Here is a 25,992-nt window from a genome sequence, read left to right as displayed (position 1 = left end):
CATTGGAAAAGAAACAAAAGTGCAACGCTCGTAGTGGAAAATAGAAAAGGTGGCTATCTCAAAATACGGGATAACCACCTGATGAAATAACATGAAAGTCTTTACTGAACTGTGCTTCTCAAAGCACGCATAGCAGGATGGCACAGAGAATTGCCAGCCAGAAGAGAATACTCAGCAGCGTAAACGTCACTTTTAGAATTACCCTGACTATAAAACGTAGTATCAGAAAACCTGCAATGACAGAAACGGCAGTTACGACTTGCGGCGTTACCATCTTCGAGATAAGCCAAATGGCACCGATAACGACGGAAAGCAGGGTAGTGAGTTCGATGAAGCGTGTCCAAGAGAAGCGGCGGACTTGCTTGGGAGAAATCGACTGCTGCTTGATTTTATCGGTTTTGTTCGATGCGTCTGCCTTGATGAAGGCAGGTGTGTGGACATCTTGATTCATGATGATTGTATTCATATCGGGGCTTTTAATAGTTTCAAGAGCAGTTACAAGATATTCTGCCTCACAAAGCCAAGTGTTTGCCTAAACTCTTGGCGTGTGGGGAAGAATAGTTATCTTGGCTCTTGACACTACAAAAGCTCCCAATGGTGTTACATCAAGTCATGTTCTCACTATTGACGGTTGGCAGACCATTGACCTCAATGAGCAAAACGATTGTCCCTGTCAGTTCGGTGTAGAGTTTCTCATACTCTGGACTTGCACCAAAATCGTCCGTCAGTTCATACTTATCGAAAACGCTTTGCACAGCCTTATTCTTCAGAAGCATTGGTGTTAGTCTTTCAGGAAGAGGAGAGGGTAGTTCTTTCTCGAACTCATTCTCTAAGACAGACACAAGCGTGTCATACTTGGAAAAATGCAAACCTTGATATAAGACTTCGCTTGCCATTGTCTCTGCTTCGGGATGCGAGAAGCCCTGTGCCACTGCATCACAATAGGTAGTAAGGGATTCATCAGCTCTTGCCGTTATGAATGGGTTGTCAGCCAGCATTTCTGGGAAATGCTCACTGAGGTAGTTCTCTAACTTCAAACGGAAGTAAGAAAGTTCTTTCTTTGTTGTTGTCATAATCTTCTTGGTTTAGGGTTGTACATTATTTTGAGTTGATGCCCATAGCAACATTGAACTTATCTAACTTGCCCGCCAACTGTTCCATATCGTGTTCTATTTTCTTATTGGTAATACGGGCATAGATTTGTGTGGTTTTAATGTTGGTATGTCCCAGCATCTTAGAAACTGATTCCATTGAAACACCTTTACTCAATGACATTGTTGCAAATGTGTGGCGAGCCATGTGAAAGGTTAGGTCCTTTTTAATGCCACAAATATCTGCAATTTCCTTCAGATATGAATTAGTTCGCTGATTAGTTAGCATTGGGAAGAGTTTACCATCACGATAGGTCTTGACACTATACTTTTCAATGATATTCTTCGGAATATCCAATAAAAGAACATTTGTTGCAACACTCGTCTTTTGTCGTTTTGTCATTATCCATTGTTTGTCATCAAGGGTAACAATATTCTCGGGAGTAAGGTTGGCTACATCAATGTACGCCAAACCTGTAAAGCACGAGAATACGAATAAATCACGAACTAATTCCAAACGTTGTATGCCCAGGTTCTTATTGGCTATCTTCAAAATTTCTTCATCTGTTAAGAAACCGCGATTGACTGGCTCAAGGTGAAAACGATGATTAAGAAAAGGATCATGATGGATTACCCCCATTTTTCTTCCTAAAATCGTAATTGTCTTGAAAGTCTTCATTGTCTTGGTGGCTGTATTCGGGTTCTGACCAACTACTGTGCGAAGATAAATATCAAAGTCGTGTATGATAATATAGGTGAGTTCAGACAAGCGTATGTCCGAACGTTTGTACTTATCCTGCAAGAAAGTTGTGAAGTGTCGTTTGCAGACATTATATTTCTGAAAAGTGGCAGCACTTACAGATATGCCCACTTGCTTAGCAATATCTTTGTTGTGCTTATCGAAGAGTGTCATCATCGTTTCTACCTCTTCTTTCTTGCCGAGATACTCCGACTTGATACGTTCCAAAGAAATGGCATCTGTCATTTCCAACTTTTTGAAGATAGCCTGCAATCCGCTTTGGATGTTATCTAACTCGAGATTAGTAGAAAGGACCTCTGTAGTCCTTCCTTTCAGCCGTTCTTTTTCACTATCCCATTGCGACTGCTGAACGGCAATACCTGTTGAGCCAATGGAAAGTCGTTCGTTGTTGAGATAGATTCTCAACATCACGGGTGTTTTACCCTCCTTGTTCACATAGTTGCTTCTTAAATAGAAGACTGCTCTGAAAATGGTTTTCATTTGCGCTGCTGTTGTTTAATTGTAGCCATGGAAAGGAAAGTTGTAGCCAAAATTCAATAATTGTAGCCAGCTTCTAATAGAATTGTAGCCAAAAGATTGAATTATTAGCGAGATAAACTTCTGTAACCACGCTGCAAAGTTCGACATATTTATTTGAATAACAGCAATTTGCGTGTACTCTATGCGTACTCTGTACGAACTCTTGGCTACAATTTTTATTTTGCCTCAAAAAGTGTAGCCAGATTGTAGCCATTGTAGAGTATTTAGGGAGTATTTACGCCCTCTGTACGTACTCTAAGAAGAAGAATGTATATAAAAGAAAAGTATCATAACTACTTGTAGCTATGATACTTACGTTTTTGTTAGGATTTCTCTGTTGGTCTGTTCAGAGTACCTAAAGCGGAGAGAGAGGGATTCGAACCCCCGGTACCTCTCGGTACGGCGGTTTTCAAGACCGCTGTAATCGACCACTCTACCATCTCTCCTTAATTAAATGGCCTTTTGTGGTGAGGCGGTGCAAAGGTAACACTTTTTTTTGGTTTGGCAAACGATGTTCGAATTTTTATAAACAAAGTTACAGAAATATTTAAAATCATGCCTTAGAAGGCAGCACTTGATGGGGAAGGGATAGATGGGTTAGAGATGGCTTAAAGTGGCATAGAGATGGTGTTAAAGATGGCTTAGAGATGGAACCGATACTTCTTCGTGGCACGCTGTGGAACCATCGAGCCATAGCTGCCCGATATTCCGCCAGGAGCCATTCCCGAATATTGTTGCCACCGCTTACCAATTCGTTCCACATAATCTACTGTTTCGCTGCCGCGCATATATCCGTTCTTCACGATGGGATCGTTATAGAATTGTGGAGTGCTGAGGCGTAAAACGAAGGGAGCCACTTCTTCCCAACGTTGTGGGTTTCGACCATATTTACGTGCCAAAGCCATTGCATCGCGCACATGTCCGGCACCTCCATTATAGCTTGCAAGAACAAAACGTATGCGCTCCATGCGGTCGCCAATGTCGTTGAACTTCCCATCCAGTTCCCTGATGAGTCTTGTAGCCGCCGCAACATTGGGCTCAGGCTCGTGCACTTGACTAGCAGGCAAGCCCAAATGAGCAGCCGTGCCAGGCATAATTTGCATCAATCCCCTGGCGCCAGCCCACGAATGAGCCTGCGGGTCGAAAGTGGATTCCTGATAACATTGAGCCGCTAGCAACCGCCAATCCCATCGAGCGGTTGGTGCATACTTCTGGAAAAGATGGTCGTATTGCGATATAACGCCCGCTTTTCGGTCGAGCATGGGCGAATATACATGGCGTGTTACACTACGTGATGAGAGCGCGAATTGCTCTTCCGACTTAATTTTTGCTATCAAAGCAGGTTTAAACCATCTGTTTAAGGTATCTGCCAGAGCCTCATTTCCCTTTTGAACGGCCCATTGACCACCGCCTGATGCAGACGAAGCACCGCAAAAGTCCACACCCTCAACACTTTTAGGCAAGAAGAAAGCCACCAAGTCGCCGTCACCATTTTTCAATCGAGCCACCAAGTCGGCCGTGTCTTTGCATACCTCCACCCGAAGCGAAACACCCAGTGCTTTGGCAAAACGTTCGCAAAGCAAATACTGCAAACCCATTCCGCGACCACGATAGTCGTAGTAATTCTCTGGTCCTGTGAGGGTGAGCATGATGAGTTCGCCGTTGTGGATAATGTCGTTGAGCGAGAAACCACTCTCTGCCGAAGCTGTGCTGTCAGCACCAAGCGTTGTGCCCCATGGTGTTTCCACGGGTTTGTTTTGCTTCTTATGACTGCAAGCCACAAGGCTGGCAGACATCAGCAAGATAAGTAAGAGGCGAGAGAAGATGTTCACGTTCTTGTTATTGATAGCGAAAACAAGTAATTAACCATGAGGCATGTGTGGGTATTAACATGTCTCGGCTGCACTATTGTTAATGGTGTTCGGGTACGATGGCGAAGAACACAAAGTCTTCCGTACCGTTGTTCTCAAAATAATGGGCGTGTCCCATGGGGCAATAATGCACCTGTCCGGGCAAGACCGTTTCCTTTTTGCCGTCGCAATAAAATGTTCCCTCACCACTCAAAACGAATACCACCTCACAATTTTCCTCGTGTTTGTGCAGTCCGCTTGCAGCACCAGGTTTCAAAACGTTGCGCATAATGCGGCATTTCTCGTCTACAAAGGCGCGCATGATCATTTCACCATGTCCACCCTTAAAACCAACGATCTTAGTTTCTTCCAAATTATTTAAGTCGATGTGCATAATATTTTCTTTATTTCTACTTTGCAAAGATAGCAAAAAAAGAGGACACTCCCTTATAGGAAGTGCCCTCTTTTATATAATAAATGCGCTGTTAAACTGGCACGATGGGTATAACTCCATCGTGTGTGTCAAGCACTTTAACTTAGAACGTTACGCGCAAGCCAATCTGTGCGTGCCAACGGCTGGCCACATCACTAACATGTGGCGTATTGTCGAAATACTGGAACGAGGCCACTTTCGTATTGGGTGCGCTTCCGTCGTCAACACTTTGAACCTGCAATTTGTTGATGTTGTAAACCGAACCATAGGTTGTACCCCAATCCTTATTCAGCAGATTGGCCACGTTAAGTATGTCGAATACCAGTTCTACTTTGCCTCCGCGTTCTTTCATATAGAAGAAGTCTTGCGAGATATGCAGGTCGAAGCGATTTTCCCAAGGCGAAAGGTGAGAGTTGCGTGTAGCATACTGTCCGCGATGCTTACGTGCATAGTCGTCACTTTCTATCCATTGTTCAAACTGTGCTTTCTGTTCGTCGGCCGTAATGGTGTTCGTCCCAACCTTCTTGTCCACAAACTTCATCCTTGCCAATTCATCTTTGGTGGGGATATACAGCAACGAGTTACCGCCACGATAATCTCCATTAAACGAAGCAGTGGTCTTATCGCTCATTGTTAGGCTATAACGCTGTCCGCTAGTGCCGTTGTAGGTAAGTCCCACATGGGTTTGCCAGCGACCATTTCCATAGCGTTTACTGTTGTAGTTGGCTGTAAGAACAACGCGGTGAGGAACATCGAACATCGAAGGAGCCAGCACTGGCTCGTTGGGATCTACATTATAATAGAAGCCCCAGTTAGAAGATGCCACTGAAGATGTACCGTCATGAACCGAATACGAGCGTCCGAAAGTGTAGTTCGCCATGAGGTCGAGTCCAAACTTGAACGATTTCTCCACCTGTGCACTTAGCGAATAGCTATAGCCCTTGTTGGTATTGGTCATGTTGATGATGCTGTAATAGCCTCCAGGTTTGCTCGAATAGTAGATGGTAGACGAGTTGTCGGCACCTTCTACGGCATATACGCTGCTCTTGCCGTCGTTCACCAGCGCAAGGTTTTCAAACCAAACGTTGTTCAGGTTGCGCGAGTAGAGCCATTCAAGCGTAAACTTCATATCCCAAGGCAGTTGCTGTTCCCATGCCAAGTTAGTACGGAACACCTGTGGGAACTTGAAGTCGTGTGCCACAGTTGCGATGTTTGGCTTAGCTGCAGTTGCATTAAGTCCGGGTGCCTTAGCGGCTGCTTCGGCATCGTTCTTGTATTGTTCGAACGAAGGAGCAACAGCACCCGTTTTGTCGTTTGCACGGATCGAAACGCCTTTTTGTTCGATACCCGTGTTGGCCCATGCGTTTTCAATCCATACGAAAGGTGCTCTACCATTGAATATACCTAGCCCACCACGGAACATCGTCTTATGTGTCTCATCCATATACCAGCGGAATCCCAAGCGGGGTGAGAACATCACCATCGACTTAGGCTTGCGACCCACAACGGCATCGTACTTCGATGAAAACTCGCTAGCGTTAAATTGGTCGTTGGTTGAGGGACTGTTGAGATAGAAAGGAATGTCGAAGCGAACGCCGTAAGTAAATTGTAGCAAGGTGTTCAGGTCCCATTTGTCTTGAACATAGAAGCCTAACTGACCGCTTCGGAATGGCGTTTTCCACTCTCTTGTTCCTGTAACATTTGCGTCGGCATAGTTCCAGGTAAACTCACTGGCCTTATCTGTCATGAAGCCAGTTATGCCACCCAAGGTCTTGCTACCATAGATATAGCGCCCTGTATAGGCCTGCATAAAGGCGTTCTTCATGTCGTAAAGTTCGTTGTGCGTACCAAAGGTGATGTTGTGGTTACCCATGTACCACGACAAGTTGTCTTCCAGCACCCAGATATTTTGTTCGAGGGCGTTCAATCCCGAAGAATATTCGGTACCGATGTTGATAGTTTTGTCGCCAGCCGTTTCTGTTCCAGTAGCGGGATCGTAAGCGCCAGCATTTTTAATATTGGCCAATGGTGCCTTGTAACGGATGTCACGACGGTCGCGTACCATGGTCAATCCCACGCGCAATTCGTTGTAGAGCGAGCTACTGAAGCGCGAGTTAAGTTCGGCCACAAGCGAATGCATGTGGTTGTTGCGCTTAAATCCGCTGTTTACGAAGTTATAAACGTTATAACTTGAGCTTATTTCGTCTTTATGTGAGTCGTTAAACTGGTAGCGGAAAGAGAACTTTGTGTTGTTGCTGATGTTCCAGTCGATACGGCTCATGAGCGAGAATGCGGCCGAAGTGATGTCGGGACGACTATAATCTTCCCTTATTCCCGTAATCGATTTGTATCGGTCGGCTATAGCCTTGGCCATCTCTAGGGTCATAAAGTAATTCGGTGCGCCAGCATAGTAAGTGGCAGGGTAGGTATTTTTCTTATACTCGGCACTTACAAAGAAGAAGAGCTTGTCTTTCACGATGGGGCCTCCGAAGGTTGCACCGAAGGTCTTGGTGGATTCGTTTTGGTATTTCTCTTTCAGTCCCGTGTTTTGATTCCACCTTCCATAGAGGTTCTCGTCGGTGTAATAGGTGTAGGCCGAAGCCTTAAAATCGTTTGTACCCGACTTCGTGATGGCGTTGATTGCACCGCCTGTAAATCCGCTTTGACGGATGTCGAAAGGCGAAGCCACCACCTGTATCTGCTCAACGGCATCCAGTGCGATGGGGTTGGCGTTGGTTTGGTCGCCGTTTGTACCACCGCTCGACAAGCCGAACACGTCGTTACTCACCATACCGTCTATTTGGAACGAGTTGTAGCGGTTGTTCGTTCCCGCAATGGTGATACCGCCTTTCTTGTTGGCCTTCACCAGTGGAGATAGCGTTGCCACGTCGTAAATGTTGCGGCTAACCGTTGGCGTGTTGTCTATTTGCGCCTTCGAGAACTGTGTCGAGGCGCCAGTAGTGCCAACTCCGGCTTTGCCAGTTACGGTTACTTCGCCCAGTAACCTAGCGTCTTCTTTTAGGTCAGCGTTTAAAACGCTTGCTTCGCCGAGAGCTAGGTTAATATTCTCGACCACTTCGTTCTTGTATCCCACGTACGAGATGGTGATGGTGTAGGGTCCTCCGACGCGCATACCTTGTATCGAGTAGCGCCCTTTCTCGTTGGTTATGCCGTTGTAGCGTGTTCCTGAGGGGTTATGCACGGCCACCACAGTGGCTCCAACAACCTCTTCACCGCCAGCAACAACCTTTCCGTTGATACCTGATGTTGTAACCTGTGCCATGAGGGGAGATGTGAGGAACATCACAATGGCGAACAGAAAAAACAATCTTTTTTGCATAGTGACTAACAAAAATTAATTAATAAAAAAGCCTTTTATAATCCTTCGGAGAATTATAATGCAAAATTAATCCTTTTTTCGAAAAGTAGAAAGGGTTGTAAAGGAAATGTTATGGTCTCAGGATAATTATTTTCAAGCAAGCTAAATTTCTGTGCCCGAACCGTATAAAACGAAAAAAAGAAACGCATCTACGTTTCTTCTACATTATATGATATATACCTACCGAAAATCCTGAATATGTTGGTTTGCTACCGTGAGCGGTAAACGAGGCTCGAACTCGCGACCCCCAGCTTGGGAAGCTAGTGCTCTACCAACTGAGCTATTACCGCATTTGAGCCGATACCCGGACTCGAACCGGGGACCTATTCATTACGAATGAATTGCTCTACCAACTGAGCCATATCGGCCTTTCCCTGCTTATAGCTAACGGGGCATTGTCTCAAATGCGGTGCAAAGGTAGCTGTTTTTTCGATAAGCACCAAATGTTTTCCCGATTTTATTCGCTCCTAATGGGTAAATACCTCCAGCAAGGAAGCATTATTTAATAAGCCTAAGCACATCCTGCTCTATTTTTATTCGTTTATATCCTCTAAAAGGAGTACCTTTGTTGTGAACGAACATCATTGGGTCTGAGGTCTCGATATTGGGATTTCAATGATGAATTACTGATAGGAGAAGGTGAAAAGATCTTTGACCTGTGGGATAATGGACTATCAGGGGTGTACGAGTTGTCTTGCTGCCGATATGGATACGCTGCGATTCTTATTTGGATTAGGCAGCTTGCATCACGTCACGGTATGGCGCCAAACGACTGAGTTTGGTTTCGCGGCTTTGGTAATGGTGGGTATTGCTTATAATAATATTTTTAATGAGATTTTTTTGAGGAGGATAAGTTCAACATAGGTTTTAAGTCTGAGTCTTTCTTGGAGATATTATACGCCCGTCATCCCACCATCATATATACAACAATCCCTAGTCGCTCAGGGCAACTAGGGATTGTGACATTCGTTTCAATTGAAGCTAGGCAGTGCCATTATGGATTATGAAAGGTGCCATACCTTATACTTCCACTATAATTGCCTTTCTCCATTCGTGCCCCATAAGCATCAGACTTTTTAAGACAGTAGCTGATGGAAATCTTACCATTGGCATAGCTCTTCACGTGTATGTAACTGCCACTTTCTAGCGTTTCCACCTCGCCATTTGCCGCTATAGTGCGCGAGTCTACTCTCCAACGGCCACGCTTACTAAGGTCTATCCGCTTGCCAATATCAGTTTTAAGAATGGCCACCTTAACGCCAAGGCCCGTATTAGTATACAGATAAATACTATACTGCTGGTCGTTAAAGTCCGTAATAGACGCATCATTCACTTTGTAAGTACCTTTGTTGTTGGTAATGGTGTTTGGCTCTTGACCATCATCATCACTACTGCAACTCGCAAATAAAGTGCCAGCGGCCAAAAGGGCGATGGCAAACATTGATAATGGTTTAAATTTCTTCATCGTTCCGATTCCTTTTTTACATTTGATACACAAAGTTACGCACAACAACTCTTCAATGTCACATTTCTACCTCTGCTATAAACTATGCTATACTTTTTTAACCTTTAGAAGTTCATTGGAGGTTATGTGTGAAATTTAATTTACGCGGTAGAAAATATAACACATACTGCTGTAGGTCAATATGCGTAGTGAAGGGGGAATGTTTAGTGAGACAAGGAAGCATTATTTAATAAGCCTAAGCACATCCTGCTCTATTTTTATTCGTTTATATCCTCTAAAAGGAGTACCTTTGTTGTGAACGAACATCATTGGGTCTGAGGTCTCGATATCGGGATTTTAATGATGAATTACTGATTGGAGAAGGCAAGATGACCATTGACCTACGGGATATGGACTGTCAAGGGTTGACGAATTGTCTTGCTGCCGACATGGATTCGCTACGATTCTTATTTGGATTAGGCTGCTTGCATCACGTCACGGTATGGCGCCAAACGACTGAGTTCGGTTTCTCGACTTTAGCAATGGTGGGTAATGCTTATAATAATATTTTTAACGAGATTTTTTTGAGGAGGATAAATTTATGGTATATGTACTTTTGTTGCGAGGTATCAACGTAGGTGGAAAGAACAAAGTGTCTATGGGCGATTTGAAAAAGACACTTTCAGATGTTGGCTTTGAAGATGTTGATTCTTACATCAACAGTGGAAATTTGTTTTTCAAAAGTGTTCTAAGTCTTGAAAAATGCATCTCAAAAATAGCGCGTTTGCTGGAAAAGAACTATGACTTTTCTATTCCGTTTGCTTTGATTAGCAGAGAAGATTATTTAAAAGAAAAAGCGGAACTGCCTGATTGGTGGAAAGGAGAGCTGGCAAGAAGAGATGTCCTTTTTATGCCCAATCATATTGATAAATCTGTTATTATTGATTTTATAAATGCATCTGAATTCTACAACGAAATAGTTTATGTAGGTAAAAAAGCCATATTTTGGGGCAAATATGATGAGGCTGAATATCTGAAATCTATATATCATAAGGAACTTATAAAACAAGACTTTTATAAACACATTACCATTCGAAACGGAAAAACGTTTGAAAAGATCGCAGAAATTCTTGAAAAGAAAAAATAAGAACCCCAGTTTGTTGCGGAAAAACTAAATCCAGAGATATAAGGCGTTATCAATTAAAATTGCGAACTTCAGGAATAAGTGCAACACTACATCAGGTTTAAGAAGAAGCGTTCAAAATAGGTTTTAAGTCAGTGTCTTTCTTGGAGACATTATACAGCCATCATCCCACCCTCATGTATACAACAATCCCTAATTGCTCAGGGCAACTAGGGATTGTGACATTCATTTCTATTGAAGCTAGGCAGTGCCGTTATGGCCTTTGAAAGGTGAAGGGCTTTATACTACCACTATAATTGCCTTTCTCCATTCGCGAACCATTACCATCCGACTTTTTAATACAATAGCTAATGGAAATCTGACCATTGGCATAGCTCTTCACGTGTACGTAACTGCCGCTTTCTAGCGTTTCCATCTCACCATTTGCCACCACAGTGGGCGAGTCTACTTTCCAACGGCCACGCTTACTAAGGTCTATCCGCTTGCCAATATCTGTTTTAAGAATGGTCACCTTAACACCATTACCCGGATGAGCAGCCAGAGTAATACTATACTGGTCGTTAAGGTCCGTAATAGACGCGCCATTCACTTTGTAAGTACCTTTGTTGTTGGTAATGGTGTTCGGCTCTTGACCATCATCATCACTACTGCAACTCGCAAATAAAGTGCCAACGGCCAAAAGGGCGATGGCAAACATCGATAATAGTTTAAATTTCTTCATCGTTCCGATTTCTCTTTTTACATTTGATGCACAAAGTTACCCACATCTGCTCTTCAACGTCACATTTCTACCTCTGCTATAAACTATGCTATGCTTTTTTAACCTTTAGAAGTTCATTCGAGGCTGTTTGTGAAATTTAATTTACGCGGTAGAAAATATGACACATCTGCTGTAGGGTCGAAATGTGTGGTAAAGCGGAAACGCTTAATGAAACCTTTCCTTTTGTTTGTAAATATTTTGTACCGATTTTTAACATTGTGAGTGCCTGTCTAATTCACAAACGTGTCATCGACTTGCATTTAATTGATTCTCGCGAAAGTGTGAAACGCACTGATGTAGCGCAGTTTATGTTGTTGTTATCAATGAGACGAGAGGCTTTAAATAGGGTTTTGGCGCGTTTTACAGCAAGATTTGCGTATTCTAGACGTAAATTTTAAGTTTCTAATCCCTCATCTCCTGTTTTCTGTTACTTTATATTTTACTTGACGATTTTCCGCCTCTTTCGTTGTGTTTTAAGGTGAAGCGCCGTGTTTTCGATAAGGTGTAATGCTGTTCCATGTGAGATGGAACCATGTTCCAGATGATATGGAACGTTGTTCCAGCTTAAATGGAATAGGTGTCCCTCTTATAAAAAATCCAGTGTTTAGACTAAAAACACACTGCAAGCGATAATGTTATACCGTTCGTTGGTTTGTAAATTTGGGGGCGTGAAAATAATACTGTTTTGTCCTTAGGTGAAATCGGGAGTTGCTAAAACATGTGGGATGGTGGGTAGAGTGGGGTGGGGCGAGGTAGAAAAAGCAAGGTGTGAAGATCTGTTTTTACCGTTATTTGCAGAATAACTCTTCTAGAATGGTGTGAAAAATCGATGCTTATTTGTAAAGATTGGTTACTAGGTTTGACGTTGTTGGAAAACTAAGGGATGAATGGAACTGTTTATATGAATTGGCTGATTTGGTTGAATTTCCTTGTGAAGACTACCGTCTGCACCAGATATTGCTGAGCCCCTCATCGCTTTGGTAGCTATATTTTCTCACATTCAAAATCCATTTACACCTTATTGTATGCGAATTGGGGATAAGAAGCTATACGTTTTTAAGTAAGGCAAAGGAGGTGTAAGAGAAATTTGTTACGTGAATTCGAGATAAGATACGATATTTTTTGAGTATGATTAGATAAAAACGGATGGCTACCTCACCAACTACCGCGTAGCGGTTGGTCTTTTGGTAGGGCAGGGTTGGGAGCAACGGCGACCTACCCTGCCTAAGTTGTGCGTGAGCAAAGCTAGGCCGAAGGCCTTGGCCTTTTTACTTTTGAGCTATCTGTTTGAGGTAAATCAATGGATAAAAACGCTGTCATTCGTCAATAACATTTGCCTTCATATCCGTCTTTCGACTAGACGACAGATGCGGTAAATGTAAAAAGGCCAAGGCCTTCGGCCTAGCTTTATTATTCCATCTGCAAGACAGGGTAGCTCACTTCGTTCGCAACCCTGCCCTATCAACAGATCAACCGCTACGCGGTAGTTGGCATAACGAATTTCTCTTGTCCTGAACTCGCGTAAAATATTATGCTCATCGCCATGCGTTTGTTTGTGTAACTTCCCCTCATTTGTACGTGCGCTATAATATATTACTTGTTACCCCGAACTCTTGAATGCCGTATTAAACAATATTGTAGGCATGATGCGTCGCCACGCTTTGTTATACACTTATTATTAAAGGGTGATCAAAGATTTTTCAGAAGATTGTTGTTTGGTGTTCATGGCAACAAAAAAACTGCACAAGAAGGTGAATTGTGAAGTTTCCCTTCTTGTGCAGTGGTTGTCGTATTGTTACCATTTCGCGTGCGAAATAGCCCTTAATGTTGCGCGAATGGGGGTGTTTGACTTACATTATACCCTTTTCGCGCAACTTTAATTGCCAGTTCCAGGCCGACCGCAGCGTGTCTTCGAGGTTGGCTTCGGCCCTCCATCCCAGCACGTTGTTGGCCTTATCGGGGTTGGCCCACACCTTTTCGATGTCGCCTTCGCGGCGTGGGGCGTAGCTCCAGTTCACCTTTACGCCCGTGGCTTTTTCGAATTTGTCTACTACTTCGTATGTGCTAACGCCACGGCCAGTACCTACGTTGAAGTATTCTATTGGGTCGGTGTCCATGTCGAGCACCCTTTGCATGGCTTTAACGTGTGCCTTAGCCAAGTCCACCACGTAGATGTAGTCGCGAATGCACGTGCCATCGGGCGTGTCGTAGTCGTTACCAAAAATCTTCAACTCTTGCCTAATGCCCATCGCCGTTTGCGTAACGAAGGGGATAAGGTTGTTTGGAACGCCGTTGGGAAGTTCGCCGATGAGTGCCGATGGGTGAGCGCCGATGGGGTTGAAATAGCGCAGGATGACGCTCTTAATGGGTGCGCCGCTGTGAATGTCGTCGCGGATAATCTCTTCGTTAATCTGTTTAGTGTTGCCGTAAGGGCTTACAGCCTCTTGAATAGGTGCGTCTTCGGTTACGGGCAGATGCTCTTTTGTGGGCTGACCATACACTGTACAGCTCGAAGAGAAGATGAAACCCTTCACTCCGTAAACAGGCATCAGCTCGAGCAAGTTAATCAACGATACGGTGTTGTTGCGATAATAAAGTAGCGGTTTCTCTACGCTCTCGCCCACGGCCTTAGATGCTGCGAAGTGGATGATGCCCTTGATGTCCTTGTATTTGGCAAAAACGGCCTCCAACGCTTGCTTATCGCAGCAGTCTACTTGTTCGAAGGCGGGTCTTATGCCCGTAATCTGTTCGATGCCGTTTACCACTTCGGCGTTAGAGTTCGACAAGTTGTCTACGATTACTACGTCGTAGCCGGCTTGTTGCAGCTCCACGGTGGTGTGCGAACCGATAAATCCGGTTCCGCCAGTTACTAATATCGTTTGTTTCATTGTGTTTAAGCTATATTTGTTGTTTAACGTTTCAAGTTGACGAGTTTGCGAGTTGACCTGTTAATGAGTTAACAAGTTGACCGATTGACGAGTTGACAAGATAACCAACCAACAAGTTAACGGGTTGTTAAGTTAGCCAGTTGATGGGTATAAGTCGCGCGTTGGTGTTAGTATTGGCGTTCGCCGAAGATGTTTGTACCCACGCGCACCATTGTGCTTCCACATTGCAGGGCGATGGGATAGTCGTGGCTCATACCCCAACTACGTTCCTTAAAGGCGTCGTCGTGTGCGAAGTGCAGACTTTTCATCTCGTCGAAGAAGCGCCATGCGGTGGTCATTTCGGTGCGAATTTGTTGTTCGTCGTCAACATTCGAGGCCATAGTCATCAGTCCGCAGATGCGCACATGAGTTAGCTCACGCCATTCGCCACCAGCCAACAATTCGCGACATGCGTCGAGGGTGAAGCCAAATTTGCTGGCCTCTTGTGCCACATGCAGTTCGAGTAGCACGTCGATGACGCGACCGCAGCGCTCTGCCTGCTTGTTAATCTCGCGCAAAAGCTTCAGGCTATCCACCGCTTCAATCATGTTGATGTAGGGTGCGATGTACTTCACCTTATTGCTTTGCAAGTGCCCGATGAAGTGCCAAGCAATGTCTTTGGGCAGTTCTGCCGCCTTTCGGCTTAGCTCCTGTTCGTGACTTTCACCGAAGATGCGTTGACCCTGCTCGTAAGCGGCCATCAGTTCTTCGTTGGGGTGGAACTTGCTCACCGCCACGAGCTTCACGTTGGGTGGTAAACTCTGCACCACGCGCTTCAGGTTTCCTGCCACATCGGTAGCCATTATTCAGCCTCCTCGGTGCTTTTGGGGTCTTCTTCGTACTCGGGTTTATCGTTGGTAGCGGCTTTTGCTGTGGTAGCCACATGCTCGTACACGTCCATAATGAGCGTTTCGGTAACGCTGGCAATATCGTAAGTGATCATGGTATTGCCCATAACGCTGTCGATATGCTTCACTGCGCCTTGCAAACTAGAAGCTTGCACCAAGTAGTTAACGTTCGAACGCTTCTCCTTTTCGGTCTTTTCGTCTAGTGTAATAAATTGCAGCTTGGCCTTATACCATTTGTCGTCGTTGTCGTTTTCGCTGAAAAAAACCTCGTGGTAGGGAGCGGGCTTGATGCCTGTAATCTTGAAGTCGCCTGCGATAAATGCCGACATCTCTTCGATAATGGCATTTTCGGCCTCGGTAAAGCTCAGTGCGTCTACCACGTATTGTTCGGTAATGGGTTTCAACATGCCATCGTCCATGGTCTTGTCATACCTGATTTTGGTTTCAAACCAGTCTGCCGTTCTTTGTCTCATGCTATTGTTTTGCTTATTGATTTTATTGGCAAAAGTAACAAAATAATCCGTAAGGCACAAAAAAATCATATCTTATTCAAATAAACTTACGATGTCGGTATTACTTTTCGATTAATTTCGATAACTTTGCATATCACCATTAACAATATTATTATGCCTGAAATATCTGTTCGTGGACTGGAAATGCCAGAGTCGCCAATTAGAAAACTCGCTCCGTTAGCCGTAGCGGCAAAAGCCAGAGGAACGAAAGTTTATCACCTGAACATAGGCCAACCCGACTTGCCTACACCGCAAGTGGGACTTGATGCCTTGAAAAACATCGACCGATCGGTACTTGAATATTCGCCCTCGCAAGGCTATCAGTCGTACCGAGAGAAGCTCACCACTTATTATAAGAGGTTCGGCATAGACATAACGGCCGACGATATCATCGTCACCACAGGCGGTTCGGAGGCTGTGCTCTTTGCTTTTATGGCCTGTTTGAATCCCGGCGACGAGATTATCATCCCCGAACCTGCTTACGCCAACTATATGGCTTTCGCCATTTCGGCGGGTGCAACCATCCGAACCATCACCACAACGATAGAAGAAGGCTTTGCATTGCCCAAGGTAGAGAAGTTCGAAGAACTGATAAACGAGCGTACAAAAGGCATTCTTATCTGCAATCCCAATAACCCAACGGGCTATCTTTACACGCGTAGCGAGATGAATCAGATACGCGATTTGGTGAAAAAATACGACCTGTACCTGTTTTCCGACGAGGTGTATCGCGAGTATATCTACACAGGCTCGCCTTATATCAGCGCCTGCCATCTAGAAGGCGTAGAGGAAAACGTGGTGCTTATCGACTCAGTTTCTAAACGTTATTCCGAATGTGGGGTGCGTGTGGGCGCGCTTATCACGAAGAATGCCGAGGTGAAGGCTGCTGTGATGAAGTTCTGTCAAGCACGTTTGTCGCCGCCATTGTTGGGACAAATCGTGGCCGAGGCATCGCTCGATGCGCCCGACGACTATTATCGTAGTGTGTACGAAGAGTATGTAGAGCGTCGTAAATGCCTTATCGACGGGCTCAATCGCATACCAGGCGTATATTCGCCCATACCCATGGGCGCCTTTTACACCGTGGCCAAGCTGCCCGTAGACAACTGCGAGAAGTTCTGCCGATGGTGTTTGGAAGAGTTTAGTTACGAAGGCGAAACGGTAATGATGGCTCCAGCGGCAGGCTTTTACACAACGCCGGGCGCAGGATATAACCAAGTGCGTATTGCCTACGTTCTGAAAAAAGAAGACTTGAAACGTTCGTTGACGATATTGCGTAAGGCTCTTGAAGCCTATCCAGGCCGTATTGACGAAGAAGAAACGGCTCGACAATAGGATGAAAAGGCATGCCCAGAAAGGCGTTGGCATGACGTAGCGCATTAAAACGAACCGCATTTCGCGGTCTGTAAACCCGCTAGCTTGCCAATTCGTAAACTGGTCAACTTGTCTATTCGTTACCTTGTAAGCTTGTCAACTCGTAAGCAGGTCAACCTGTCAACTCGTAAACTGGTCAGCTTGTTAACTCATTAACTCGTTCGCTAGTTATCTTGTCAATTTGTAAACATATCAACACGTGAACTTACCCTTTTTCCTTGCTAAGCGCATTTACACCAATAACACCGACAAAACGCGGGTTGACCGCCCTGCCATACGCATTGCCATAGCTGGCGTAGCTGTGGGTTTGGCAGTGATGTTGGTATCTGTGAGCGTTGTTTTCGGCTTCAAACACACCATTCGTAACAAGGTGGTGGGCTTTGGCAGCCACATACAAGTGGCCAATTTTATGACCCTTCAAGCATCCGAACAATATCCCATACAGATGGGCGACTCGATGTTACGGGTGCTTCGAGCCATTCCTGGCGTACGGAATGTTCAGCGTTTTGCCATGAAGCAAGGCATACTTAAAACCAATAACGACTTTCTGGGTGTGGCGTTCAAGGGCATAGCGGCCGACTACGACACCACTTTTATTCACCAAAACCTTGTTGCGGGTGCCATTCCGCATTTCTCAGATAGTGCAGGAAAACAGCAAGTGGTGATTTCGCAGGCCATTGCCGACCAGCTGAACCTTAAATTAGGCGACAAGGTTTTTGCCTATTTCATCGACAACACGGGTGTAAAGGCCAGGCGTTTTACCGTTGCGGCCATCTACCAAACCAACCTTTCACAATACGATAAGGTGACGTGCTTCATCGATTTTTATACGGCAGTGAAACTTAATGCGTGGGAAACGGATCAAGCCAGTGGTGCCGAGCTTACCGTTAAGGACTTCGATCGGTTAAGTGAAACGGCAGCTCGCGTGGTAAATAAGGTAAATCGCACCATTGATAGATATGGCGAGACCTATTCGTCGCAAACCATACAGGAGATGAATCCACAGATTTTCTCGTGGCTAGACTTGCTCGACCTCAACGTTTGGATTATTCTCGGCCTGATGCTTTCGGTTGCTGGTGTCACCATGATTTCGGGTTTGCTCATCATTATCTTAGAGCGCACGGCCATGATAGGCATCCTTAAAGCCGTAGGTGCACGCAATGTAACCATCCGTCGCACCTTTCTTTGGTTTGCGGTGTTCACCATTGGCAAGGGAATGTTTATCGGAAACCTCATCGGTATAGGACTTATAGCCCTGCAACATTATACGGGATTGGTGAAGCTTAACCCTGCAACCTATTATGTAAGCACTGTTCCTGTTGAGTTTAACCTGCCTGTATGGCTCTTGCTCAACGTGGCCACACTGCTCGTTAGTGTGTTCGTGCTTATCGCACCCAGCTATTTGGTGTCGAAAATAAACCCTGCCGCCTCGATGAGATACGAATAAGGAAAGGGTGAAAAGGTGAAAAAGTGAAAGAGTGAAAAGATACTGACGTTCTCTGTGCATATTGGTTGGCTATCTTTTCACCCTTTCACTTTTTCACCTTTTCACCTTTTCACACCCTGCATGTTAGTTCTCCAAGTATTTGTATGCGAATTTGTTGAAACGTTGGTATCATATTATAAACAGATTGTTAGTAAATGATTATTGATGCAAAAATAGCAAAATAAATGTAAGTGTGCAATTTATGATTGCCTAATCTGCACGAGAAAGAACGTGCTAAGCATATTTTCCATCGATTCACTGCTTTTTTAAAGTACTTGATATCTAATACTTTCTTTTCTCTTTTGTTGTCGTTTTCAAATAAATTTGCGAACTTTGTTGTCAGGTTAAAAACCTCTACAACGATAAATAACCGATGATATGAAAAGTAAGTTAACCCTGGCTGCACTGTCGATGGCCTTTGCGCTTATGGCATCAGCCCAAACAGCACTTCCCGTTTACCTTAATCCCGACGCACCTGTTGAGGCTCGCGTGCAGGATGCACTTAAACGACTCACCGTTCATGAGAAAGTAAAGCTCATACATGCGCAAAGCATGTTCACCTCGGCAGGAGTACCAAGGCTGGGCATTAGGCAGTTAAATATGAGCGATGGACCACACGGCGTGCGCGCCGAACAGAATTGGAGCACATGGGGATCAGCCCAATGGACCAACGATTCCATCTGTGCCTTCCCCTCATTAACTTGTTTGGCCGCCACATGGAATCGTGATTTGGCTGGCGAATACGGCCACGCCGTAAGCGAAGAGTTTGCTTTCAGGGGCAAAGACATCCTCTTGGGACCAGGAACAAACATCTGTCGTGTGCCACTTAACGGTCGTAGCTTCGAGTATATGGGTGAAGATCCCTACTTGGCAGGCGAAATGGCCGTGCCATACATTAAGCGGGCGCAGGCCAACGGTGTGGCTTGCTGCCTTAAACACTTTGCACTGAACAATCAGGAGATAGACCGTTTCACCGTTAATGTTAATGTGGGCGAACGCGCTTTGCGCGAAATCTACTTGCCTGCATTTAAAAAATGCGTGCAACAAGCGGGAGTTTGGACCATAATGGCTGCCTATCCGCAGTGGAATGGTCAGCACCTATGCCACAATGATTCGCTGTTGAACAAGATATTAAAGAAAGAATGGGGTTTTGATGGAGCGGTGATGAGCGACTGGGAGGGAACTCACGACACCTGGCAGGCTGCCATGAACGGACTAGATATCGAAATGGGCACTGTCCCCAGAAGTAAAACAGATGGCCGTTTGCTAGGTTACGATTACTATTATATGGCTAACCCGTTAGAAAAGCTTGTATTGGAAGGACGCATACCCATGTCGGTGCTTGACGATAAGGTTGAACGCGTGTTGCGAACCATCTTCCGCACGTCGATGAATCACAATAAAGCCATTGGCAACCTATGTTCGCCCGAACATTATGCCGTATGCAAGAGCGTTGGTGCAGAAGGTGCGGTGTTGCTTAAAAACCAAGATAACATATTGCCTATTGCACCTAATCGTTATAAGCGAGTATTGGTGGTGGGCGACAATGCTGTGCGAAATATGAGCGAAGGAGGCGGAAGTTCGGAGTTGAAAACCAAGTTCGACATATCGCCCCTCGATGGATTGAAGTCTGTTTACGGTGATAAAATCACCTTTGTACGTGGCTATTATGCTGGCAAACCGCTTTATGATGCGGTAGAACCCTTATCCGCCGACTCGCTTAAACGCTTGAAAGAAGAGGCTTTGCAGGCTGCCAGAAAGGCCGACCTCATTATCTTTGTGGGCGGATTAAATAAAAACCACAGGCAAGATTGCGAAAATGGCGACCGCGAGAGTTACGACTTATCGTATGGACAGGATGAGTTGATAGCAGCATTAGCAAAGGTTGAGAAGAACATTGTTGTGCTTACTTTCGGTGGAAATGCCTTTGCTACGCCGTGGATAAATAGCGTTAAGGGCTTGATGCACTGTTGGTATCTGGGCTCGATGTCGGGTGAAACGCTGGCCGAACTGGTTTCGGGCAAGCAAAATCCAAGTGGCAAGCTGCCCATAACCTTTGCCAAGCGACAGGCCGACTATCCTTGTTTCCAGTTTGGCAAGCGTGGTTATCCCGGTGTAGATAAGCAGGTGTATTATGATGAGGTTATTTACGTGGGCTATCGCTGGTTTAACACCAAGGCGATTGCACCGCAATTTCCCTTTGGGTTTGGGCTAAGCTACACCACATTTAAGTATGGCAAGCCCACACTTTCGGCCCAAATGATGGATAAGAATGGTAAAATAACGCTCTCTGTTGCTGTTACCAATACGGGTCGCATGGCTGGTAAGGAAACTGTTGAGCTATTTATTGGCGATGATAAATGTAGCGAAGAACGCCCTAAGAAAGAGCTGAAAAACTTTGCCAAGGTGGCTCTTGCGCCTGGCGAAACAAAAACGATAAGCTTCGATATCACGTCTAGCGATCTTGAATATTGGTCAGAACGCACCCACGGCTTTGTTGCCGAACCAGGCACATTCACCGCTTACGTCTGCGCTAGTGAAACAGATGTGCGTGCAACGGCTAAGTTCGAGTTGAAGTAAGTGTAAGTTGGTGAACTTTAGGTTGGTGAGTTTCTTGGTTTTTAAGCTTATAAGTTTCTGAGTTGGTAGACTTTAGGACCGTTGTTGCGTAGTTGGTAAGTTGCCCCACAAGTTATCGCCTTGTACGGCAATCTGCCATCTCTTTGCAACCTTGCAAGCGTAAGAAGTCGGAAACGCATAGCCTAAAAAAATCACTGGCTAACAAACTTGATATATCATGAAGTTAAAGAAATTAATCATAAAACCTATAACAGGCCTGCTTATTTCAATGTGGCAATGTTGTTATATGAGTAAGATTGTTAGAATGTACGTCTTGTCTTTTGGTCAATGGCAAGTATTAATAAAGAGCTCCATGTTAAAAGCACAATATGTTGAATGTGTAATAAAAGAGCCGTAATTTAATTTACAATATCGCGCATGAAAAGGTTATTCTTGTGTATTTGTGTATATCTAAGCTTTGTCCCCCTTGTCTTATGGGGACAGAGTAAGGTTAATAAACAAAGCCGTGGACAGAAAGTGGCTGGCTATATCTCACTCCTAACGGCCGACAGCATTAAGTATTGGGATTGCGTTGGTGGTAGGGGAGGCGTGGCTTTACAGAAACAGAGCTGTGAATACATGGAATACGACGAGGGGAGGCATCGAAAGTATGTAACCCGAGCGTGTATGTGGTTGTCTACCTTCTTTTCTGTTGACCAGCGAAGAACATTAAAAGTGTTTCGTTATAGCAGCCGTTACCCGGCGGAGCTTGATTGGAAAGGGAAGATTTTGAAACTGACGGAGGACACGTTGATTGTAAAGAGGAAAGGTGTACGTGGACGTACCATATACATAAAAAGCAAAGACCAGTCTTTTCCATTAAAGCCTGCATTGAATCCATTTAACATGAGGACGGCAGAAATAGGGATGCAGACCGACACTCTGTATAGAAAGATAGACTCGATATGTGGAGTTTACCATGCCATGAATGCGTGTCCTGACACAATGAACGCAGAAATCAGTATAACAGTGAGTAAGGAAGGCAAAGTGGTTATGGCCAAGTATAGTCGTTTGCCGCCTGATTCTGCCACCTATGCTGGCTTTTATGCCGCTTTCTTGGCGTTTGTTAAGAGCATCCCTTATAAACCCTCAGTGGACATTGTGACAAAGGAAACGTTCGATATGAGCCTTTCTTTTCCTTGCATGTTCTTAACACTAGAAAGGTGGGGCGTAAGGCTTCGCCGCGAATTGCGACAGAAACGACAAACGATAAGTAAGGAGAAATCAACGGCAAAGTAGGGGAAATGAACTGTAACATTGTTCAATACAGATAAAATGTGCATAATGAGTATGTTTATATATAGAAAGTGAGGTGATGGTATGAAAAGGTTAATCTTGTGTATTTGCATCTTTCTAAGCCTTATTCCTATTGATTTATGGGGACAGAGTAAGACGGGGCTGCAACCGAGTAAGTTAGAAACAGAGGTGTTGTATGATGTAGAAGGCATTGCTTATAAGCAAGTTTGGAGGAAAGATGGAAAGGTTGTTAGGTGTTGTTATCTTACCCGAAGTGGACAGGAAATTGAGAACGCCACGTGGAGTATGGATGTGCATTGGGTATCAACTTTGGCAGATAAGGTCTTGGATAAAATACGTTTTGACTATGCTAACTGCACAAATGTACGGGGAATAGTCCTTTTATTGGCTGTTCCCGAATTGAATATAGCGGAGTTAAGGCTGACGGACGTATTGCCAGCGAAATATAAAACGATGCTGTTGAAGGCCGTTCGTGAAGTGGAAAGCGACATCACTGGCCTTGAAGGAGATGCTCCCATACTGGCTCATTTCCCTGTAAGGTTTACGACAAACTGAAAACATACAACACAAATAAATAAGTAAAGGAGCTGAATTAGAATGAAGAAGATGTTATTTTAGATCTTCTTGACGGGTGAAAAAGTAAAACTTAGGAACCAATTGGCATCTTTTTGAAGTTTTTGTTGTGTCCAACTGGCTGTTCATTTAGGTATGAGGTTTGTTGTATTAAAATTGGTACACGCCCTTAATCCCAATCGGTTGTTGTGTTTTATTTGTAGAGATTTCCATCGTCTTTTCATGGCACACTTGTTGCATATTTGTTTTTGTTGGATGGTGTTGTTCATTTATGAAGATGGGATTTCTTGAAAAGATGTGTGGCGTGGCATAACTCACGCGTCACACTTGTCGGTTACATTTGTTACCCAATGCGCATTGCACAAAAGCAACAAATGTTACCTAATGTGGGTTTTCTTTTCTTTTGGGTATACTTTGTGGGCTTGTGGCATACCCATTGTTGTGCATTATATTGAGAGAAGGGCAAGGTATGTCCCAATCGGATATGGAATATAAGGTTTAAATTAAACATTAACAAGCTAAAATCAAGAACATGACACCAAAGAAATTATGGTTGACTTTGGCGGCGGTCATTATTGGATCGTTCGCTGTTTTATGCTTCTATGGCGTTGAGATTTTCAGAGAGATGCCGCCTTTCCCCAACAAGGTGGTGACTGAGAGTGGTGAGACGTTGTTTGAAGGACAAGATATTAAGGACGGACAGAATGTTTGGCAGTCTATCGGAGGCCAAACAGTAGGTAGCGTTTGGGGGCATGGCGCATACGTAGCTCCTGATTGGACGGCCGACTATTTACATCGGGAGTCGGAACTGATGCTATCTGAATTAGCCCAAAAAGATGGTAAGGTGTATGCACAGTTAGCCGAAGCGGACAAGGCTAAGTACAAGGTACTGTTGCAAGAAGAGCTCCGTAAGAATACATTTGATGCGCAAACAGGCGTTATCACTTTTAGCGACATGCGCGCTAAGGTGGCTAAACAGTTGCGTAACTATTATGCCAAGCTGTTCTTGAACGATCCCTCTATGGCTAAGTTGCGCAATGCGTATGCTATGCGCGAGAAATCTGTTGAGGCAGTAGACGGTCTTTCGGCCGAACAGCGTTTTGATAAGATGGACGCTTTCTTCGCGTGGTCTAGCTGGGTGTGTGTAACCAACAGACCCAATAGCGACGTTAGCTATACCAATAACTGGCCACACGACCCCGTAATAGGCAACATAGCACCCACCTCACTGCACCTCTGGTCGGGATTTAGTGTGTTGTTGCTGCTCTTCTGTGTAGGAATTTTGGTTTACTATTATGCACAGCATAAGGAGGAGCATGTGTCGAAGGCTCCTGAAACGGATCCTATGAGGGATCTTAAACCCACTGCGTCCATGCGTGCAGTGCTGAAATACATTTGGGTAGTTGGTGCATTGATGTTGGTTCAGATGATTTCGGGTGTGATAACGGCTCATTATGGTGTAGAGGGTGACGCTTTCTTTGGCTTGCCTATACAAGAGATTTTTCCCTATGCTGTGTCGCGTAGCTGGCATGTTCAGCTAGCTATCCTTTGGATTGCAACGTCTTGGTTGGCCACGGGCTTATATATAGCTCCGGCAGTATCAGGCGTTGAGCCCAAATATCAGGCCTTGGGCGTGAACGTTCTCTTTGGCGCATTGGTCTTCGTAGTGGCAGGCTCGTTGGCTGGCCAATGGTTTGGAGTGATGCAAAAGCTTGGCTTGGTTGAGAACTTTTGGTTTGGACATCAAGGTTACGAATATGTCGAACTGGGTCGTCTATGGCAAATATTGTTGCTTACGGGGTTAGTGCTCTGGCTATTCTTAATGATACGTGCCCTGATTCCTGCACTCAAACGTAAGGACGAAAGTCGCCATTTGCTTATTCTCTTTGTAATTGCCTCGTTGGCAATTGCTTTCTTCTATGCCGCAGGTTTGATGTATGGCCGCCAAACCCACATGGCCATTGCCGAATATTGGCGTTGGTGGGTGGTTCATCTTTGGGTTGAGGGCTTCTTCGAGGTGTTCGCCACAGTAGTTGCATCGTTCTTGTTCTGCCGCTTGGGGCTGCTTAAGATAAAGAGTGCCACGATTTCGGTGTTGTTCTCCACCATCGTGTTCCTTGCAGGTGGTATTCTAGGAACCTTCCATCACTTGTATTTCAGTGCAACACCAACGGCGGTGCTGGCACTTGGAGCCACATTCAGTGCGATGGAGCTTGTTCCGCTCGTGCTTATAGGTATGGAGGCGTACCATAACTATCAGCTAAGCCGTTCTACGACTTGGATAAAATCCTATAAGTGGCCGATATATTGCTTCATTGCGATGTGCTTTTGGAACTTCTTGGGTGCAGGTATCTTTGGCTTCTCCATCAATCCACCAATCGCCTTGTATTATTTGCAGGGTCTGAACACCACTGCCGTGCATGGTCATGCAGCCCTTTTCGGGGTCTATGGCATTTTGGGAATAGGTCTGATGCTATTTGTTTTGCGTGGTCTTTATCCTGATTACGAGTGGAACAACAAACTTATTGGTACTGCTTTCTGGTGCATAAACATTGGCTTGTTACTGATGACGGTGGTGAGTATCTTGCCTATTGGCATCTTGCAAGCCCATGAAAGTATCACCAATGCATACTGGTCGGCTAGATCGGCTGAGTTCATGCAACAAGATTTTATGCAGACATTAAGATGGTTGCGTATACCTGGAGATACATTTGTAGCTTTGGGTGAGGTGCTGTTGGTGTTGTTTATCATTGGCCTACAATTTGGTTGGTCGCGAAAAGGCAAACGCTAAAAGCCCCCTGCAAGCCTTTTTTGATGGGTTCTAGGCCTCGCCCGAATACAGGTTCCACCTGTTTAAAGAGAAATGTCCGACTATACCGAAGTATGGAATTCTCATCAGACCAAACGGTAAGGTTGAAATCAACACAGAGAAATCCTCAATGTCGAACCCGCCTGGAACCATCGAACATCCGATAAAAACAAGAATTGGCCCTATAAACCGCTTTCAATGGTTGGT

Annotated in this window: 18 protein-coding genes and 3 tRNA genes; 7 read left to right on the top strand and 14 right to left on the bottom strand. The window is 44.8% G+C overall.

Annotated elements, in window-relative coordinates:
• Positions 1–118: 118 nt before the first annotated feature.
• The 10 genes from F453_RS0112090 to F453_RS0112045 all read right to left on the bottom strand — a co-directional run bounded on the left by F453_RS0112090 (position 119) and on the right by F453_RS0112045 (position 9,497).
• The gene (locus F453_RS0112090) at positions 119–466 is read right to left on the bottom strand and encodes a hypothetical protein (RefSeq protein ID WP_018968246.1); all 348 of its coding nucleotides are present in this window, start codon (positions 464–466) and stop codon (positions 119–121) included.
• A 139-nt stretch (positions 467–605) separates the two neighbouring features.
• Entirely contained in the window at positions 606–1,073 is a 468-nt protein-coding gene (locus F453_RS0112085; protein ID WP_018968245.1) for a DUF1896 domain-containing protein, read from the bottom strand.
• A 25-nt stretch (positions 1,074–1,098) separates the two neighbouring features.
• Positions 1,099–2,331 (bottom strand): site-specific integrase, encoded by a 1,233-nt coding sequence (locus F453_RS0112080; protein ID WP_018968244.1) that lies wholly within the window; start codon positions 2,329–2,331, stop codon positions 1,099–1,101.
• 400 nt (positions 2,332–2,731) lie between these two features.
• Positions 2,732–2,816 (bottom strand) — tRNA-Ser (locus F453_RS0112075).
• 195 nt (positions 2,817–3,011) lie between these two features.
• Complete coding sequence (locus F453_RS0112070; protein WP_018968243.1) at positions 3,012–4,166, bottom strand: MltF family protein; 1,155 nt, start codon at positions 4,164–4,166, stop codon at positions 3,012–3,014.
• 115 nt (positions 4,167–4,281) lie between these two features.
• Complete coding sequence (locus F453_RS0112065; RefSeq protein ID WP_018968242.1) at positions 4,282–4,614, bottom strand: cupin domain-containing protein; 333 nt, start codon at positions 4,612–4,614, stop codon at positions 4,282–4,284.
• Positions 4,615–4,756: 142 nt separating this feature from the next.
• On the bottom strand, positions 4,757–7,993 hold the full coding sequence (locus F453_RS0112060) for a TonB-dependent receptor (RefSeq protein WP_018968241.1): 3,237 nt from the start codon (positions 7,991–7,993) through the stop codon (positions 4,757–4,759).
• A 256-nt stretch (positions 7,994–8,249) separates the two neighbouring features.
• Positions 8,250–8,322 (bottom strand) — tRNA-Gly (locus tag F453_RS0112055).
• A gap of 5 nt (positions 8,323–8,327) precedes the next feature.
• A tRNA-Thr gene (locus F453_RS0112050) sits at positions 8,328–8,400 on the bottom strand.
• A gap of 626 nt (positions 8,401–9,026) precedes the next feature.
• A complete protein-coding gene (locus tag F453_RS0112045; protein WP_025790117.1) occupies positions 9,027–9,497 on the bottom strand; it encodes a hypothetical protein in 471 nt (156 codons plus the stop codon).
• Positions 9,498–10,077: 580 nt separating this feature from the next.
• On the opposite strand from F453_RS0112045, the gene F453_RS0112040 reads away from it, so the two are divergent.
• The gene (locus F453_RS0112040; RefSeq protein WP_018968239.1) at positions 10,078–10,623 is read left to right on the top strand and encodes a DUF1697 domain-containing protein; all 546 of its coding nucleotides are present in this window, start codon (positions 10,078–10,080) and stop codon (positions 10,621–10,623) included.
• Between the two features lie 250 nt (positions 10,624–10,873).
• Here F453_RS0112040 and F453_RS0112035 read toward each other — a convergent pair whose 3' ends face one another.
• The 4 genes from F453_RS0112035 to F453_RS0112020 all read right to left on the bottom strand — a co-directional run bounded on the left by F453_RS0112035 (position 10,874) and on the right by F453_RS0112020 (position 15,628).
• Positions 10,874–11,341, bottom strand: a complete 468-nt coding sequence (locus F453_RS0112035) for a hypothetical protein (protein WP_018968238.1) — start codon at positions 11,339–11,341, stop codon at positions 10,874–10,876.
• 1,889 nt (positions 11,342–13,230) lie between these two features.
• Positions 13,231–14,268 carry a UDP-glucose 4-epimerase GalE gene (gene galE, locus F453_RS0112030; protein WP_018968237.1) on the bottom strand — a complete coding sequence of 346 codons (1,038 nt, stop codon included), beginning with the start codon at positions 14,266–14,268 and terminating at the stop codon, positions 13,231–13,233.
• Positions 14,269–14,435: 167 nt separating this feature from the next.
• Positions 14,436–15,110 carry a YggS family pyridoxal phosphate-dependent enzyme gene (locus F453_RS0112025; RefSeq protein WP_018968236.1) on the bottom strand — a complete coding sequence of 225 codons (675 nt, stop codon included), beginning with the start codon at positions 15,108–15,110 and terminating at the stop codon, positions 14,436–14,438.
• Positions 15,110–15,628, bottom strand: a complete 519-nt coding sequence (locus F453_RS0112020; protein WP_025790116.1) for a DUF4494 domain-containing protein — start codon at positions 15,626–15,628, stop codon at positions 15,110–15,112. The genes F453_RS0112025 and F453_RS0112020 overlap by 1 nt, the downstream gene beginning before the upstream one ends.
• Positions 15,629–15,781: 153 nt before the next feature.
• On the opposite strand from F453_RS0112020, the gene F453_RS0112015 reads away from it, so the two are divergent.
• From F453_RS0112015 to F453_RS0111990, 6 genes are all read left to right on the top strand, one after another.
• Positions 15,782–17,002, top strand: a complete 1,221-nt coding sequence (locus F453_RS0112015; protein ID WP_018968234.1) for a pyridoxal phosphate-dependent aminotransferase — start codon at positions 15,782–15,784, stop codon at positions 17,000–17,002.
• 238 nt (positions 17,003–17,240) lie between these two features.
• Positions 17,241–18,488, top strand: coding sequence for an ABC transporter permease (locus tag F453_RS0112010; RefSeq protein WP_018968233.1), 1,248 nt, complete (start codon positions 17,241–17,243; stop codon positions 18,486–18,488).
• Between the two features lie 417 nt (positions 18,489–18,905).
• Positions 18,906–21,107, top strand: coding sequence for a beta-glucosidase family protein (locus F453_RS0112005; RefSeq protein ID WP_018968232.1), 2,202 nt, complete (start codon positions 18,906–18,908; stop codon positions 21,105–21,107).
• Positions 21,108–21,524: 417 nt separating this feature from the next.
• Positions 21,525–22,385: a hypothetical protein gene (locus F453_RS0112000; RefSeq protein ID WP_018968231.1), complete on the top strand. Its 861-nt coding sequence runs from the start codon at positions 21,525–21,527 to the stop codon at positions 22,383–22,385.
• A gap of 81 nt (positions 22,386–22,466) precedes the next feature.
• Positions 22,467–22,958, top strand: a complete 492-nt coding sequence (locus tag F453_RS0111995) for a hypothetical protein (protein WP_018968230.1) — start codon at positions 22,467–22,469, stop codon at positions 22,956–22,958.
• A 550-nt stretch (positions 22,959–23,508) separates the two neighbouring features.
• The gene (locus F453_RS0111990; RefSeq protein ID WP_025790115.1) at positions 23,509–25,767 is read left to right on the top strand and encodes a nitric-oxide reductase large subunit; all 2,259 of its coding nucleotides are present in this window, start codon (positions 23,509–23,511) and stop codon (positions 25,765–25,767) included.
• The last annotated feature ends 225 nt before the right edge of the window (positions 25,768–25,992 follow it).

The organism is Hoylesella loescheii DSM 19665 = JCM 12249 = ATCC 15930 (assembly GCF_000378085.1).
Taxonomy (GTDB): domain Bacteria; phylum Bacteroidota; class Bacteroidia; order Bacteroidales; family Bacteroidaceae; genus Prevotella; species Prevotella loescheii.
The sequence above is the reverse complement of the archived record's forward strand: the minus strand, read 5'-3'. Positions and strand labels throughout refer to the sequence as shown.

Coding starts and splice junctions, on each gene's coding strand:
- F453_RS0112090 (WP_018968246.1), bottom strand. CDS start 466: ATGAATACAATCATCATGAATCAAGATGTCCACACACCTGCCTTCATC.
- F453_RS0112085 (WP_018968245.1), bottom strand. CDS start 1,073: ATGACAACAACAAAGAAAGAACTTTCTTACTTCCGTTTGAAGTTAGAG.
- F453_RS0112080 (WP_018968244.1), bottom strand. CDS start 2,331: ATGAAAACCATTTTCAGAGCAGTCTTCTATTTAAGAAGCAACTATGTG.
- F453_RS0112070 (WP_018968243.1), bottom strand. CDS start 4,166: ATGTCTGCCAGCCTTGTGGCTTGCAGTCATAAGAAGCAAAACAAACCC.
- F453_RS0112065 (WP_018968242.1), bottom strand. CDS start 4,614: ATGCACATCGACTTAAATAATTTGGAAGAAACTAAGATCGTTGGTTTT.
- F453_RS0112060 (WP_018968241.1), bottom strand. CDS start 7,993: ATGCAAAAAAGATTGTTTTTTCTGTTCGCCATTGTGATGTTCCTCACA.
- F453_RS0112045 (WP_025790117.1), bottom strand. CDS start 9,497: ATGAAGAAATTTAAACCATTATCAATGTTTGCCATCGCCCTTTTGGCC.
- F453_RS0112040 (WP_018968239.1), top strand. CDS start 10,078: ATGGTATATGTACTTTTGTTGCGAGGTATCAACGTAGGTGGAAAGAAC.
- F453_RS0112035 (WP_018968238.1), bottom strand. CDS start 11,341: ATGAAGAAATTTAAACTATTATCGATGTTTGCCATCGCCCTTTTGGCC.
- galE (WP_018968237.1), bottom strand. CDS start 14,268: ATGAAACAAACGATATTAGTAACTGGCGGAACCGGATTTATCGGTTCG.
- F453_RS0112025 (WP_018968236.1), bottom strand. CDS start 15,110: ATGGCTACCGATGTGGCAGGAAACCTGAAGCGCGTGGTGCAGAGTTTA.
- F453_RS0112020 (WP_025790116.1), bottom strand. CDS start 15,628: ATGAGACAAAGAACGGCAGACTGGTTTGAAACCAAAATCAGGTATGAC.
- F453_RS0112015 (WP_018968234.1), top strand. CDS start 15,782: ATGCCTGAAATATCTGTTCGTGGACTGGAAATGCCAGAGTCGCCAATT.
- F453_RS0112005 (WP_018968232.1), top strand. CDS start 18,906: ATGAAAAGTAAGTTAACCCTGGCTGCACTGTCGATGGCCTTTGCGCTT.
- F453_RS0112000 (WP_018968231.1), top strand. CDS start 21,525: ATGAAAAGGTTATTCTTGTGTATTTGTGTATATCTAAGCTTTGTCCCC.
- F453_RS0111995 (WP_018968230.1), top strand. CDS start 22,467: ATGAAAAGGTTAATCTTGTGTATTTGCATCTTTCTAAGCCTTATTCCT.
- F453_RS0111990 (WP_025790115.1), top strand. CDS start 23,509: ATGACACCAAAGAAATTATGGTTGACTTTGGCGGCGGTCATTATTGGA.